This is a genomic window from Bacillus altitudinis 41KF2b (genome assembly GCF_000691145.1).
GTDB lineage: Bacteria > Bacillota > Bacilli > Bacillales > Bacillaceae > Bacillus > Bacillus altitudinis.
Window position 1 is genome coordinate 540,309 of the sequence record NZ_ASJC01000001.1, and the last position, 13,295, is coordinate 553,603.

Below are 13,295 nucleotides of genomic sequence, written 5' to 3' on the forward strand. Positions count from 1 at the left end.
ACAAAAAATAGACTGAATGGAATGACCGGGGGTTAAGATGAATCGTACTTTAATGCAATTAAGAACAAAAACAGTTGAGTTTTGGCGAAATCGATCAAAATTACAAAAAATACTCATGATTGGCGGCGTAGCTGCCCTAGCAATCATTATTACGGTTGTTAGCATCTTTGCTTCTTCTGAAAAAATGGTTCCGTTGTTTAGAGATTTGTCCGAGGCAGAAGCAGGACAAATCAAACAGGAACTGGATGGCAAAAACGTTAAATCGGAACTTGCAAATAACGGAACGACGATTTTAGTTCCAGAAAAGCAAGCGGACACTTTAAAAGTAACACTTGCATCAGAAGGACTTCCTAAAACGGGGAATATTGACTATTCCTTCTTTGCGAACAATTCCGGCTTCGGTTTAACAGATAATGAATTTGATGTTCTGAAAGTAGACGCAACTCAGACAGAACTATCCAATCTGATCAACACGATTGATGGGATTAAAGATTCAAAGGTTATGATTAACCTGCCAAAAGATTCCGTTTTTGTTGGAGAAGAGCAAAGTAATGCATCAGCATCAATTGTGCTGCAAGTTCAACCAGGCTACACGCTTACTCAGCAACAAGTAAAAGGCCTTTATCATCTTATTTCAAAAAGTGTGCCGAATTTAAAAACAGAAAACATTGTCATTATGGACCAAGATTCCAACTACTATGACTTAAACAGCAGCTCAGATTCCTATGCAAGTGGAATGGATGCACAGCAGCAGAAAAAAGAGGAGATTGAAAAGAATCTTCAACGAAAAATTCAACAGCTGCTTGGAACGATGATGGGTCAAGAGAAAGTTGCCGTATCGGTCACTACAGACATTGATTTTACTGAAGAAAAAAGAAAAGAAGATCTTGTCGAACCAGTTGATCAAGAAAACATGCAAGGAATTGCTGTCAGCGCTGAAAAGATTGCTGAAACTTATTCAGGTAATGGCGCAGCAGCTGGAGGCACCGCTGGAACAGGTGACGATGATGTCACAAATTATCAAGGTGCCGATGGAACGAATGGAAGCGGAGATTACGAAAAGAGCGAAGATCGTATCAATTATGAAGTCAACCGCATTCATAAAGATATCAAAGAAAGTCCTTATAAAATCAGAGACGTTGGCATTCAGGCACTGGTTGAACCGCCTACTGCAAACGATCCGAACTCATTAACTGCTGAAAGGCAGGATGATATCAAAAAAATTCTTTCAACCATCATCAGTACATCGATTGATAAAGAATACACAAACGGTCAAGCGCTCACTCAAGCTGACTTAGATAACAAAATCGTTTTATCTGTATCAAAATTAGACGGTAAACAGCAAACGGCAGCAGAAAACCCTTCAAACAATATTCCGATTTGGGTTTATATTGTTGGCGGTGTGCTACTACTTGCCATTATCGCTCTCATTATCCTTCTCGTACGTAAGCGAAGAAAAGATGAGGAAGAAGAGTTTGAGTTTGATGAACGTACACCAATTCATGTTCCTGATATCGATACTGAGCCAGAAACAGAAGAAATGGTGAGAAAAAATCAGCTTGAAAAAATGGCAAAAGATAAACCAGAAGACTTTGCTAAATTGCTACGCAGCTGGCTGTCCGAGGATTAGGAGGAATACACATGTCGAGAAAAGATCCAAATCGACTAACAGGCAGACAAAAAGCAGCAATCCTAATGATTTCCTTAGGGCTAGACGTGTCAGCATCTGTATACAAACATCTGTCTGAAGACGAAATAGAAAAATTAACATTAGAAATTTCAAATGTAAGAAGTGTAGATACTGCTAAAAAAGATGAGATCATTGAAGAATTTCACAGCATTGCCATCGCGCAGGACTACATATCACAAGGCGGCCTTATGTACGCAAGACAAGTGCTTGAAAAAGCGCTTGGTGAGGACAAAGCGGACAGCATCTTAAATCGCTTAACATCCTCACTTCAAGTGAAACCATTTGATTTTGCTAGAAAGGCTGACCCAGAGCAAATTTTAAACTTTATCCAGCATGAGCATCCACAAACCATTGCGCTCATTCTTTCCTACCTAGATCCAGTACAGGCTGGACAGATTTTATCTGAGTTAGGCGAGGAAGTACAAACTGAGGTTGCAAGAAGAATTGCTTTAATGGACCGCACATCTCCAGAGATCATCAATGAGGTGGAACGTATTCTTGAACAAAAGCTCTCTTCAACCTTTACGCAAGATTATACCCAAACGGGCGGAGTCGAAGCGGTAGTCGAAGTCCTGAATGGTGTAGACCGTGCAACGGAGAAAACCATTTTAGATACACTAGAAATTCAAGATCCTGAGCTTGCTGATGAAATTAAGAAACGTATGTTTGTCTTTGAAGACATTGTCACTCTTGATAGCAGAGCCATTCAGCGCGTGATTCGAGATGTTGAAAATGACGATTTACTACTTGCACTCAAAGTGGCAAGCGAAGAAGTCAAAGAAATTGTCTTCCGCAACATGTCGCAGCGTATGGTCGAAACGTTCAAAGAAGAAATGGAGTTTATGGGACCTGTCCGGCTTAGAGATGTCGAGGAAGCACAGACTCGTATTGTCAGCATCGTAAGACGACTTGAAGAGGCTGGAGAAATCGTCATAGCTCGAGGTGGAGGAGACGATATCATTGTCTAGGATTATCAAACATGAAACATCTGTTATTCCTGAACAAGGCCGTCAAACCATTCCCTTGCAGCAAGTGGAATTCAAAAGAGAACATCACGAAGAAGAGCTTGTCAACGAAACAGAAGCATCTCAACTTGTATTAAGTGATGCACAAGATGAAGCAAGCCGTATTTTAGAACAAGCAAATCGTGAGCTGGAACAAACAATGGCTGAAATCAATCAGCGGCGAGCTGATTTTGAAGCAGAAAGAGTACAGCTCATTGAAGAAGCGAAACAAACAGGATATCAAGATGGTTTTCAAAAGGGCGAAGCAGATGCGACTTTACAGTATCAATCGATTCTTGATCAAGCGAATGACATTGTCAGCCTTGCAAAGCAGGACTATGAAGCAAAAATTGAAAGCTCTGCTGAAGAAATTGTCGAACTTGCCTTTGAGCTCGCTAAACGAGTATGGAATGCAGCTGAGGACACAAAAGAACAATTTTTAACGCTAGTCAAGCAGGTCATTTCAGAAGTGAAAGAATATGACGATATTTCCATCTATGTCGACCCTGCACATTACGAACATGTGATGGAATATAAAGATGAATTAAATAGAATCCTTCAAAAGAATACACATCTTGCCATTTACTCGGATGAAAAAGCACCAAAAGGTACTTGTTACGTCGAAACAAGCTTTGGAAAAGTGGAAGCGAGTGTTGATACCCAAATGAATCAGTTAAAAGAAAAGTTATTAGAAGTCATTGATTCAGGTGATCACAAATGAACATAGATGTGCTAAAAGAAACGATTGAAACCGCCGATCCTTATAAACGTTTTGGTAAAGTCAATCGAGTTGTTGGACTGATGATCGAGTCGAAGGGGCCAGAAAGCTCAATCGGTGATGTATGTCTGATTCACAAAAAAGGGAGTAAGAATCATCCGATCAAAGCAGAAGTCGTTGGTTTTAAAGATGAAAACATTCTGCTCATGCCCTATGTAGAAGCCTCTAACATCTCACCAGGCAGTCTTGTTGAAGCAACAGGTGAGTCGTTAAAGGTCAAAGTAGGAACTGGTTTAATCGGGCAGGTTGTTGATGCCTTCGGTGATCCACTGGATGGCAGCATGCTTCCTAAAGGACTTGCACCTGTCTCAACAGAACAATCTCCTCCAAACCCGATGGACAGACCGCCTATTCGTGAAAAAATGGGCGTTGGTGTCAGAGTGATCGACAGCTTACTCACAGTCGGCACTGGTCAAAGAATTGGCATATTCGCAGGAAGCGGTGTTGGTAAAAGTACCTTGATGGGGATGATTGCCAAACAGACAGAAGCGGATCTCAATGTCATTGCACTTGTTGGAGAGCGTGGACGTGAAGTTCGCGAGTTTATCGAAAAAGATTTAGGAGCTGAAGGACTGAAGCGTTCGATTGTTGTTGTCGCAACTTCAGATCAGCCCGCACTGACAAGATTAAAAGCAGCCTATACTGCAACAGCTATTGCCGAATATTTCAGAGACAGAGGCAAAAATGTCATGTTTATGATGGATTCTGTCACAAGGGTCGCCATGGCACAGCGGGAAATAGGACTTGCAACCGGTGAACCGCCAACAACAAAAGGATATACGCCTTCAGTGTTCGCTATACTGCCAAAATTGCTAGAACGAACTGGTACAAATCAACTTGGTTCCATCACAGCGTTTTACACAGTGCTTGTTGATGGTGACGATATGAATGAGCCGATCGCTGATACAGTGCGGGGGATTTTAGATGGCCACATAGTACTTGATCGTGCATTGGCCAACAAAGGACAGTTTCCAGCTGTCAATATTCTGAAAAGTATCAGTCGTGTCATGAGTAATATCGCAAGTCATGATCACAAGGAAGCGGCTAACCGGTTCCGCCAGCTTTTATCCACATATCAAAACGCTGAAGACCTCATTAACATTGGAGCATATAAAAAAGGCTCCTCTAAAGATATTGATGAGGCCATGCAAGCTTACCCACAACTAATTTCATTTTTGAAGCAGGACGTTGAAGAGGCTGTATCGATTGAAGACAGCGTGAGGATATTGCTCAGTTTGATGAATAGAGAGGATTGACAAAAACAGTGAGATATCAATACAAATTTCAAAAGCTCTTAGAATTGAAAGAAAGTGAAAAAGACAAATCACTCGCAGCGTATCAACAATCCGTTTCAGCATTTGAGCAAGCCGCTGAAAAACTCTATGAAAATATGAGTAAAAAAGAGCTAATGGAAAAGAGCAAAGAAGAAAAGCTGAGAAGTGGGATGAGTGTTCAAGAAATGCGTCATTATCAGCAATTTGTGACGAACTTAGATAACACCATTCATCATTATCAGCAGCTTGTGATCATGAAACGCCATCAAATGAATGAAAAACAATCTGATTTAACAGAAAAAAATATTGAGTTTAAAAAGTTTGAAAAAATGAAAGAAAAGCAATTTGAAAAGTTCTCCCTTGAACATAAGGCAATTGAAATGAAAGAAATGGATGATATCTCTATCAGCCAATTCATGTTTCAAGGACATTAGGAGTCGAGATGAATGCCTAAGAAGGAAAAAACAAAGGAATCAAGCGGCGGCGGTAAATTTCAATGGATCTTGTTTATTGTCATTATCCCATTGGTTGTGCTTGTGATTGTAACGGGCACAATCCTTTATATGGCAGGTTATGATCTAAAGAAACCGCTCCAAAACATTCCGGGGATTAGCAGCTTGGTTGGATCAGATGACACATCAAAAACGTCATCTTCAAATAACGATCAACGTGATACAGAGTTGAAAGCGTTGAAAAAGACGATTAAAGAACAAGAGAATGAACTTGAAATTGCTCAAAAAGACTTGAAGACAAGTGATGAAGAGATTAAACGATTGAATCAAAAAATCAATTCACTTGAAAAAACATCTGATAAAGAGAACACGTCAGCAAGTGACAGTTCATCAAACAGTACATCATCAAGTAATAACGCATCAGGATCTTCAACTGATTCGTCAGCATCTTCTAATCAGCAATCAAAAGGAAAGGTCGCCAGCATTTATGAAAGCATGGATGCAGGGAAATCTGCCAAAATTCTATCAGAGCTAAGTGATAAAGAAGCTTTGAAGATCCTTGAAGAGCTGAGTAAAAATAAGCTGACGGACATATTAGCAAAACTGACACCTCAGAAGGCAGCAACGTTCACGAAGGAGCTTGCCAAAAAAGAAGAAAGTGAAAATGGAGGTGGACAATAAGTGAAGCTATTGGACATTGGAGCCTTACAGCAATCTTCCCAAGGTCTCTCGGGACTAAAGGTAGAGGGGGCAGTATCTGCTCGCGGCCTGTTTAAACAATTGTTAAATGGCGCAGGTATTCAAAGTGGTCCAGCTATTTCTCAGCCGGCGGAAACCAATCTATCCATGAATGATGCGATGCAAATCATTGAAAAATGGATGCAATCACCTGAAGAAGGAATAGATGGAGATCTTCTTGCTGCACTTCAGGCGCTGCAAGGTCAAAAGCTTGAGGGGGCTGACTTAAAGTCACTTGAAGAGCTATTTCAAAAGATGGAATCGGTTATCTATGGCGATCAGGATGAGAAGCCAGTTGCTGAACATAGTGAACAGCTCATACAAGTCCACTTTTTCTTATATCAAATACTGAATCAGCAGCCGGTGAGCTTTGATGCAAAACTTGTACAGGATATTCAAGCAAAAGGTGAAGATTTCATCAAGTTTCTAACGAAAAACGGAGCAGATGAAAAGCTCATTCAACAAGTAAAAGAGCAGTTCTTCTCGCAAGGATCGGCACCTAAGCTGAATAATATGTCGCAAAGCGAGCTGAAACACTTTAATCAGTTAATCGATCATATGATGGCGAATGCGAAAGGGTCAGATAAAGAATGGAAAATTTCCTTAGGAGAGTTAAAAGAAATGGTTGCTCCAAGGCAAGAATCTTCCTTCTCATCTCCAGCAAAAGGTGCTGCCTCACTTGAATGGCTTATGAAGAAAGAAGTCATCAAAGGTCAAGGCACTGCGGCACCTGCTTCTGAAAAAACAATCACCCATACGCTGCTTCCAGGGCATAAACAGTTTTTCCAACTGCAATCAGCTGCTCCTATGCAGCAGACGCAAACAACTGACGAAAAGCCAGGCACGGTTGATCAGCAGATTTTAAATACGTGGAAACAAATGAAGTTCACACCATTTGGCAATTCAAGCGGACGGTTTACCGTACGATTAAATCCAGAAAATCTCGGGTTTATTACCATCCAGCTAACGAAACAAAACGGGATGTATGCGAGTAAAATTACAGCTTCAACGCAAGCAGCTAAAGAGCTGCTCGAGCATCATCTGCCGCAACTCAAGCAGGCGCTACCGAATATGTCGGTTCAAGTTGACCGTTTCCATATACCGCTTCAGTCAAATGAGCAGCCGTCTTTTGGACAATTTAATGAGGAAGGCAAGCAGCAGCCATCAAAAGGACAAAGTTTCCAGCAGCCTGATGAACAGGAAGCTGAATTCCAAGATGTACTAGATGCGCTTGTTGGATCAGAAGAAGAAGAAGAGGAGGAGATCTAATGGCAACTGTTGATGCGACGAATAGAACAGCCGCACAAGCGGACACTTCTTCAAACGCAGCAAAGAAAACAGATACACTTGGCCGAGATCAGTTCTTGAAAATCTTGCTTACGCAGCTTCAAAACCAAGATCCGACAAACCCGATTGATGACCGTGAGTTTGTCACACAGCTTGCAACATTTTCTTCTTTAGAACAGCAAATGAATATGAATGAATCAATCACCAAAATGAATCAGATCATGTCTACATTTGTTGCACACCAAGATCCATTTACGACATATGTAGGCTGGATTGGTAAAGAAGTAGCGGGTAAACAAGATGATAAAGACATATCTGGCACTGTGAAGTCTGTGAAAAACATAAACAATGAATACTTCCTATATTTAGAAGATGGAACGAAAATCAGCCCTTGGGACGTTACAACTGTTGGAGAAAAATCGTAAGCAAATCGAGGAGGAAAATAAATGTTACGCTCACTTTACTCAGGAATTAGTGGAATGAAAAACTTCCAATCAAAATTAGATGTTGTAGCCAACAACGTAGCCAACGTCAACACACACGGATACAAAAAAAGCCGTATCACTTTTAAAGATATGGTCAGCCAAACCATTGGAAGTTCTGGTGGGCCAACGAACAACTCTGGTTCAATCAACTCAAAGCAAATTGGTTTAGGGTCATCTTTTTCTTCAATCGATAAAATCATGTCAGCGGGATCTTCTCAAAATACAAATGAACCTTACGACTTCTATATCAATGGAGATGGGTTTTTCCGTATTGAAGTTCAAGGAGAAGTTCTTTATACAAGAACAGGAAATTTCGACACTGATTCAGAGGGAAGCTTAGTCACCCCTGATGGAAATTATCTACTTGGAATGAATGGACAAAAGATAACGATTCCAGACGGTGTTTCAAGTGTAAGTGTTGGTCCAGATGGAACGATTTCGGTTGTTGAAAACAATGTATCAAGAACCGTTGGTCAAATATCACTCGTATCTTTCCGTAACGCAGGAGGGCTAGACAAAGTTGGTGACAACCTTTACCGCCAAACGTTAAGCTCAGGTGCTCCAAGTAATCCAATCGTACCAGGTGAACAAGGAACGGGCGTCGTCCAAACAGGTAAACTTGAAATGTCAAACGTTGATTTAACAGATGAGTTTACAGAAATGATTATCGCACAGCGTGGATTCCAATCGAATGCAAAGACGATCACAACATCTGATGAAATTCTGCAAGAACTTGTGAATCTGAAACGATAGGAGGTAGGAGGAGCGGTTTATCGCTTCTCTGCTTAATATGATTGAAGTGACAAGATTAAATGGCAAAGGATTTATGCTCAACGCTCTCCATATCGAGCAAATCGAAAGCTTTCCAGACACGACCATTACACTCGCCAATGGAAAGAAATTCGTTGTGAAAGAAGATGAAGAGCAGCTTCAGGAGAAAATCATTTCTTTCTATAGAAAAATCCAAGTCATTTCATTGAATCAAGGAATAGAGGAGTTTGAATGAAGAAGAAATTAGTCGTAGTAATGCTAATCATGATTATTGCTATCGTCGGAATTGGAGCAGGTATTGTCTTTCTGGTGAATGGGTCAGACGAAGCAAAAGCAGAAAAAGAGCCAACAGCAGATGAAGTCGTAAAAGCTTCTGTTGAAATTCCTGAGATTGTGACCAATTTAAAATCTGAAGGAAATGCGGTCAAACTTGTACTAAATATTGAAACAGATTCAGAAAAAGCCAAAGAAGAGCTTGAAAAAAGAAGCTTCCAAGTGAAAGATGCTGTGATCGACATTTTATCAGACACGAATGCAGATGAACTTGATGGCAAAAAAGGCAGAGAACATTTTAAAACACAGGTCAAAAACAAAGTGAATAACTATTTGCAAGATGGCAAGGTGAAAGAAGTTTATATAACCTCCTTTAATCTGCAATAGAGGCGATTAATTGACACGATGGAGGTGAAGAAATGTCAGGAGAAGTGCTTTCCCAGAATGAGATCGATGCATTATTATCCGCCATATCAACAGGCGAAATGGATGCAGAAGAGCTGAAAAAAGAAGAAACGACGAAAAAAGTGAAAGTGTACGACTTTAAACGTGCACTGCGCTTTTCAAAAGACCAGATTCGAAGTTTAACAAGAATTCATGATAACTTCGCTAGACTGCTTACCACACACTTTTCAGCGCAGCTAAGATCATATATTCAAATTTCTGTCAGCTCGGTTGACCAAGTGCCATATGAAGAATTTATTCGTTCGATTCCTAATATGACATTATTAAACTTATTTTACGTCAGCCCGCTTGAAGGAAGAATCATGCTTGAAGTGAACCCAACGATTGGCTATGCCATGATGGATAGGCTGATGGGTGGGATTGGCATTAGTCATAATAAGACAGAATCACTGACAGAAATCGAAACAAAGATTATCTCAAACATGTTTGAGGGAGCTTTGGAAAACTACAGAGAAGCGTGGCAGTCCATAACCGACATCGAGCCAGAAATGGCAGATTTCGAGGTAAATCCCCAGTTTGTTCAAATGGTGTCACCAAACGAAACAGTTGTCGTCATTTCTCTTAATACACAAATTGGTGAGGTAAGCGGGGTTATTAACCTCTGTATTCCTCACGTAGTATTAGAGCCTATTATTCCGAAGCTGTCTGTACACTACTGGATGCAATCGGAACGAAATGAACCGAAACAAGAAGAAACAAAGGCCATTGAAAAACGGATTATGACGGCGAAAATACCGGTAGTCGCAGAGCTTGGACAATCGGAAATGACGGTGGAAGAGTTTTTGAATTTGGAAATTGGTGATTGTATTGCCTTGGACAAACCAGTAAATGCGCCTCTTACTGTTATGGTCGGAAATAAACCGAAATTCTTGGGACAGGCCGGCCGCGTGAATCGGAAACAGGCGATTCAAATTCTAGATCACGACATAAGAGGTGAAGAAGATGGAGAATAACGGAAGTAAATTATCACAAGATGAAATCGATGCGCTCCTTAAAGGAGGCAGCAATGACGATATAGAGCCTGATACACTCCTTTCTGCAATGGAACAAGATGCCATTGGGGAAATCGGAAATATATCATTTGGAAGCTCTGCAACAGCACTTTCAACCCTATTAAGTCAAAAAGTGGAGATTACAACTCCAACTGTCACAGTGATTCAAAAAAGCAAGCTGAATGAGGAATTTCCTCATCCGTATGTCGCGATTGAAGTGAATTATACGGAAGGCTTCAGCGCTAGTAACCTGCTTGTCATCCAACAAACCGATGCGGCAGTCATTGCGGATTTAATGATGGGCGGAGATGGAACAAATGCTGACCCGTCGTTAAGTGAAATTCACTTAAGTGCAGTACAAGAAGCGATGAACCAAATGATGGGTTCAGCCGCGACGTCCATGTCAACAGTCTTTAATAAAAAGATTGATATTTCTCCGCCTCGCGTTGAGCTGCTTGATGTGAAAGAAGGAGAAGGCACAGACCGCATTCCAGCTGAAGAGATGCTTGTTAAAGTGTCCTTTAGATTAACGATAGGTGAACTCATAGATTCAAATATTATGCAGCTTTACCCTATTACGTTTGCGAAAGATTTGATTGCAGAATTAACAGACCCAGCGGAAGAAGAGCCGGTTCAAGAAGCACCTCAGAGTGCACTTGAACCACAGCAGGCTGCTCCGCAAGCACAATCTGCTCCTATGCAGCAATCGGCACCGCCGAAAAGACAGGCGAAGCCAAAGCCGGCAGAACCTGTCAATGTGGCGCCAGTTGAATTTGAGGCATTCAGTGAGCCTCAGCATACAACAAGTCAGCTCGGTAATCTTGATATGCTGATGGATATTCCACTTTCCATTACAGTGGAGCTTGGAAGAACGCAGCGCAGTGTGAAAGAAGTACTTGAACTTTCCGCTGGAAGTATCATTGAACTGGACAAACTTGCAGGTGAGCCAGTCGACATTCTGGTCAACAAACGAATCGTCGCCAAAGGAGAAGTTGTTGTCATTGATGAGAACTTTGGTGTACGTGTGACTGACATTTTAAGTCAGTCTGAAAGACTTTCTAATTTAAAATAAACAAACATATAGGGAGAGAATAAGTAAATGGCTACTAAGGTATTAATCGTAGATGATGCAGCATTCATGAGAATGATGATTAAGGATATTCTTGTAAAAAATGGATTTGATGTAGTAGGAGAAGCAGAAAACGGCGCACAAGCTGTTGAAAAATATAAAGAAACATCTCCTGATCTAGTCACAATGGATATCACAATGCCAGAAATGGACGGGATCACAGCATTAAAAGAAATTAAACAAATCGATGCTTCGGCAAAAATCATTATGTGCTCAGCGATGGGACAACAATCAATGGTTATTGATGCCATTCAAGCAGGTGCAAAAGACTTTATCGTGAAGCCATTCCAGGCAGACCGTGTACTTGAAGCAATTAATAAAACGTTAGGCTAAAAAAGGGTGTAAGACTTGTTGAAAAAACGTTTGATATGTATAGCAATGATCAGTTTTATGCTTTTCTTGACAGCGCAGCCCGCCTCACTGTTTGCTGAAACAAAAGATCCTGAAAATGGCACAGTGAATGACTGGCTCAAAGATGAGAAAGAAAGCAAAAAGGATACAGAAAAGAAAACCACTGACAATCAAACGAATCCGGCAGAAGAAGTTCCCCCTTCTTCTGTCTCCATTATGGATTTTGTCAAAATGATTGGTGCCTTACTTTTTGTCATCCTGCTCATTTACGGATTGGTGAGATTTGTTGGAAAGCAAAACCGCTTACTCAAGCCATTTCGCTATGTTGAAAATATTGGCGGAACGACGGTTGGTCAAAATCGTTCAGTTCAGCTGATCAAAGTGGGCAAACGAGTGTTAGTTGTTGGTGTAGCAGACTCAATCCATCTGCTAAAAGAAATCGATGATGAACAAGAATGCGAAGCGATTGTGAAACAATACGAAGAAGCGATGGAAAGTAAGACTGACTTACCGAAAATGATGCAAAAATTGACATCGCAAGTGAAGAAACACGATCAGCCGACCACTTCTTCTTTTTCAGCCAATTTAAAGGCGCAGCTAGCCGAATTGAAAAAGACCCAATCAGAAGTCAGAAAGAAAGGCCCGAAACAAAATGAATGAGTTTATCGATTTATTTAATTCCAGTGGCGCAGGGAATATTAGCACATCTGTCCGTCTTCTTTTATTGTTAACTGTATTTTCAGTTGCACCAGGCATTCTGATTTTAATGACCTGTTTTACACGGATTGTGATTGTTCTTTCGTTCGTCAGAACATCACTTGCAACCAACTCAATGCCGCCAAACCAAGTGCTTGTAGGACTTGCTTTGTTTCTCACATTTTTTATTATGGCACCCACGTTCTCAGAGATTAATAAAGAGGCACTCACGCCGCTTTTAAATGATGATATTACGTTAAATCAGGCCTATGAAAAAGCCGAAGTGCCAATTAAAGAGTTTATGAGTAAACATACGAGACAGAAAGATTTGGCTTTATTTCTTAGTTACGCAAAAATGGATACCCCTGAATCGATTAAAGATATTCCCTTAACGGCAATGGTACCAGCATTTGCAATTTCAGAATTAAAGACGGCATTTCAAATTGGTTTTATGATTTTTATTCCATTTTTAATTATTGACATGGTGGTCGCAAGTGTCCTGATGTCGATGGGGATGATGATGCTTCCGCCGGTTATGATATCGCTCCCTTTCAAAATATTGTTATTTGTATTAGTTGATGGATGGTATTTGATTGTTAAATCTTTGCTGCAAAGCTTTTAGAGTAGGTGCTTAAAACATGAGTTCAGAATTTGTCATTACGATGGCTGAAAGGTCAGTGTATGTTGTTTTACTTGTCAGCGGGCCGCTTCTTGCGCTCGCACTAATCGTGGGACTAATTGTCAGTGTGTTTCAGGCGACAACCCAAATCCAAGAACAGACGCTTGCGTTCATTCCAAAAATTGTTGCAGTGCTCATTGGACTTGTTGTGTTTGGTCCGTGGATGCTTTCAACAATTGTGTCATTTACAACAGAGCTGTTCTCTAATTTAGATCGATTTGCAGGTTAATC

At 40.7% G+C, this 13,295-nt stretch carries 17 protein-coding genes; all 17 read left to right on the top strand.

The genetic code is table 11. The features are described 5' to 3' along the window. Window positions 1-37 precede the first annotated feature (37 nt). Genes fliF through fliQ form a run of 17 tightly spaced genes read left to right on the top strand, consistent with a single transcriptional unit; the run spans window position 38 to window position 13,293 of the window. On the top strand, window positions 38-1,630 hold the full coding sequence (fliF, locus tag BA79_RS02780) for a flagellar basal-body MS-ring/collar protein FliF (protein WP_024720350.1): 1,593 nt from the start codon (window positions 38-40) through the stop codon (window positions 1,628-1,630). Between the two features lie 11 nt (window positions 1,631-1,641). Further along, window positions 1,642-2,658, top strand: coding sequence for a flagellar motor switch protein FliG (gene fliG, locus BA79_RS02785; RefSeq protein WP_008344808.1), 1,017 nt, complete (start codon window positions 1,642-1,644; stop codon window positions 2,656-2,658). Then, window positions 2,651-3,415 carry a flagellar assembly protein FliH gene (gene fliH / locus BA79_RS02790; protein WP_017359090.1) on the top strand — a complete coding sequence of 255 codons (765 nt, stop codon included), beginning with the start codon at window positions 2,651-2,653 and terminating at the stop codon, window positions 3,413-3,415. Before fliG ends, fliH begins: the two co-directional genes overlap by 8 nt. Next, window positions 3,412-4,728: a flagellar protein export ATPase FliI gene (fliI, locus tag BA79_RS02795; RefSeq protein WP_008344803.1), complete on the top strand. Its 1,317-nt coding sequence runs from the start codon at window positions 3,412-3,414 to the stop codon at window positions 4,726-4,728. Before fliH ends, fliI begins: the two co-directional genes overlap by 4 nt. Before the next feature lie 8 nt (window positions 4,729-4,736). Further along, window positions 4,737-5,180, top strand: coding sequence for a flagellar export protein FliJ (gene fliJ / locus BA79_RS02800; protein ID WP_024720352.1), 444 nt, complete (start codon window positions 4,737-4,739; stop codon window positions 5,178-5,180). A 12-nt stretch (window positions 5,181-5,192) separates the two neighbouring features. Then, window positions 5,193-5,879: a MotE family protein gene (locus tag BA79_RS02805; protein WP_007499599.1), complete on the top strand. Its 687-nt coding sequence runs from the start codon at window positions 5,193-5,195 to the stop codon at window positions 5,877-5,879. After that, window positions 5,880-7,205: a flagellar hook-length control protein FliK gene (locus tag BA79_RS02810; RefSeq protein WP_035700744.1), complete on the top strand. Its 1,326-nt coding sequence runs from the start codon at window positions 5,880-5,882 to the stop codon at window positions 7,203-7,205. After that, complete coding sequence (gene flgD, locus BA79_RS02815; RefSeq protein ID WP_017359087.1) at window positions 7,205-7,648, top strand: flagellar hook assembly protein FlgD; 444 nt, start codon at window positions 7,205-7,207, stop codon at window positions 7,646-7,648. The genes BA79_RS02810 and flgD overlap by 1 nt, the downstream gene beginning before the upstream one ends. Window positions 7,649-7,669: 21 nt before the next feature. Further along, window positions 7,670-8,461, top strand: a complete 792-nt coding sequence (flgG, locus tag BA79_RS02820; protein WP_035700746.1) for a flagellar basal body rod protein FlgG — start codon at window positions 7,670-7,672, stop codon at window positions 8,459-8,461. Between the two features lie 37 nt (window positions 8,462-8,498). Then, window positions 8,499-8,714 (top strand): swarming motility protein SwrD, encoded by a 216-nt coding sequence (swrD, locus tag BA79_RS02825; RefSeq protein WP_008344794.1) that lies wholly within the window; start codon window positions 8,499-8,501, stop codon window positions 8,712-8,714. Next, entirely contained in the window at window positions 8,711-9,139 is a 429-nt protein-coding gene (gene fliL / locus BA79_RS02830; RefSeq protein WP_007499592.1) for a flagellar basal body-associated protein FliL, read from the top strand. Before swrD ends, fliL begins: the two co-directional genes overlap by 4 nt. Before the next feature lie 32 nt (window positions 9,140-9,171). Beyond that, window positions 9,172-10,170: a flagellar motor switch protein FliM gene (gene fliM, locus BA79_RS02835; protein WP_008354483.1), complete on the top strand. Its 999-nt coding sequence runs from the start codon at window positions 9,172-9,174 to the stop codon at window positions 10,168-10,170. Continuing rightward, the gene (fliY, locus tag BA79_RS02840; RefSeq protein WP_035700748.1) at window positions 10,160-11,281 is read left to right on the top strand and encodes a flagellar motor switch phosphatase FliY; all 1,122 of its coding nucleotides are present in this window, start codon (window positions 10,160-10,162) and stop codon (window positions 11,279-11,281) included. Before fliM ends, fliY begins: the two co-directional genes overlap by 11 nt. A 27-nt stretch (window positions 11,282-11,308) precedes the next feature. Beyond that, entirely contained in the window at window positions 11,309-11,671 is a 363-nt protein-coding gene (cheY, locus tag BA79_RS02845) for a chemotaxis protein CheY (protein ID WP_007499584.1), read from the top strand. Window positions 11,672-11,689: 18 nt separating this feature from the next. Then, entirely contained in the window at window positions 11,690-12,349 is a 660-nt protein-coding gene (fliZ, locus tag BA79_RS02850; RefSeq protein ID WP_035700749.1) for a flagella biosynthesis regulatory protein FliZ, read from the top strand. Further along, the gene (fliP, locus tag BA79_RS02855) at window positions 12,342-13,007 is read left to right on the top strand and encodes a flagellar type III secretion system pore protein FliP (RefSeq protein ID WP_007499580.1); all 666 of its coding nucleotides are present in this window, start codon (window positions 12,342-12,344) and stop codon (window positions 13,005-13,007) included. The genes fliZ and fliP overlap by 8 nt, the downstream gene beginning before the upstream one ends. Window positions 13,008-13,023: 16 nt before the next feature. Beyond that, entirely contained in the window at window positions 13,024-13,293 is a 270-nt protein-coding gene (gene fliQ / locus BA79_RS02860; RefSeq protein ID WP_003211206.1) for a flagellar biosynthesis protein FliQ, read from the top strand. Window positions 13,294-13,295: the final 2 nt, after the last annotated feature.

Coding starts and splice junctions, on each gene's coding strand:
- fliF (WP_024720350.1), top strand. CDS start 38: ATGAATCGTACTTTAATGCAATTAAGAACAAAAACAGTTGAGTTTTGG.
- fliG (WP_008344808.1), top strand. CDS start 1,642: ATGTCGAGAAAAGATCCAAATCGACTAACAGGCAGACAAAAAGCAGCA.
- fliI (WP_008344803.1), top strand. CDS start 3,412: ATGAACATAGATGTGCTAAAAGAAACGATTGAAACCGCCGATCCTTAT.
- BA79_RS02805 (WP_007499599.1), top strand. CDS start 5,193: ATGCCTAAGAAGGAAAAAACAAAGGAATCAAGCGGCGGCGGTAAATTT.
- flgD (WP_017359087.1), top strand. CDS start 7,205: ATGGCAACTGTTGATGCGACGAATAGAACAGCCGCACAAGCGGACACT.
- flgG (WP_035700746.1), top strand. CDS start 7,670: ATGTTACGCTCACTTTACTCAGGAATTAGTGGAATGAAAAACTTCCAA.
- swrD (WP_008344794.1), top strand. CDS start 8,499: ATGATTGAAGTGACAAGATTAAATGGCAAAGGATTTATGCTCAACGCT.
- fliL (WP_007499592.1), top strand. CDS start 8,711: ATGAAGAAGAAATTAGTCGTAGTAATGCTAATCATGATTATTGCTATC.
- fliM (WP_008354483.1), top strand. CDS start 9,172: ATGTCAGGAGAAGTGCTTTCCCAGAATGAGATCGATGCATTATTATCC.
- fliY (WP_035700748.1), top strand. CDS start 10,160: ATGGAGAATAACGGAAGTAAATTATCACAAGATGAAATCGATGCGCTC.
- cheY (WP_007499584.1), top strand. CDS start 11,309: ATGGCTACTAAGGTATTAATCGTAGATGATGCAGCATTCATGAGAATG.
- fliP (WP_007499580.1), top strand. CDS start 12,342: ATGAATGAGTTTATCGATTTATTTAATTCCAGTGGCGCAGGGAATATT.
- fliQ (WP_003211206.1), top strand. CDS start 13,024: ATGAGTTCAGAATTTGTCATTACGATGGCTGAAAGGTCAGTGTATGTT.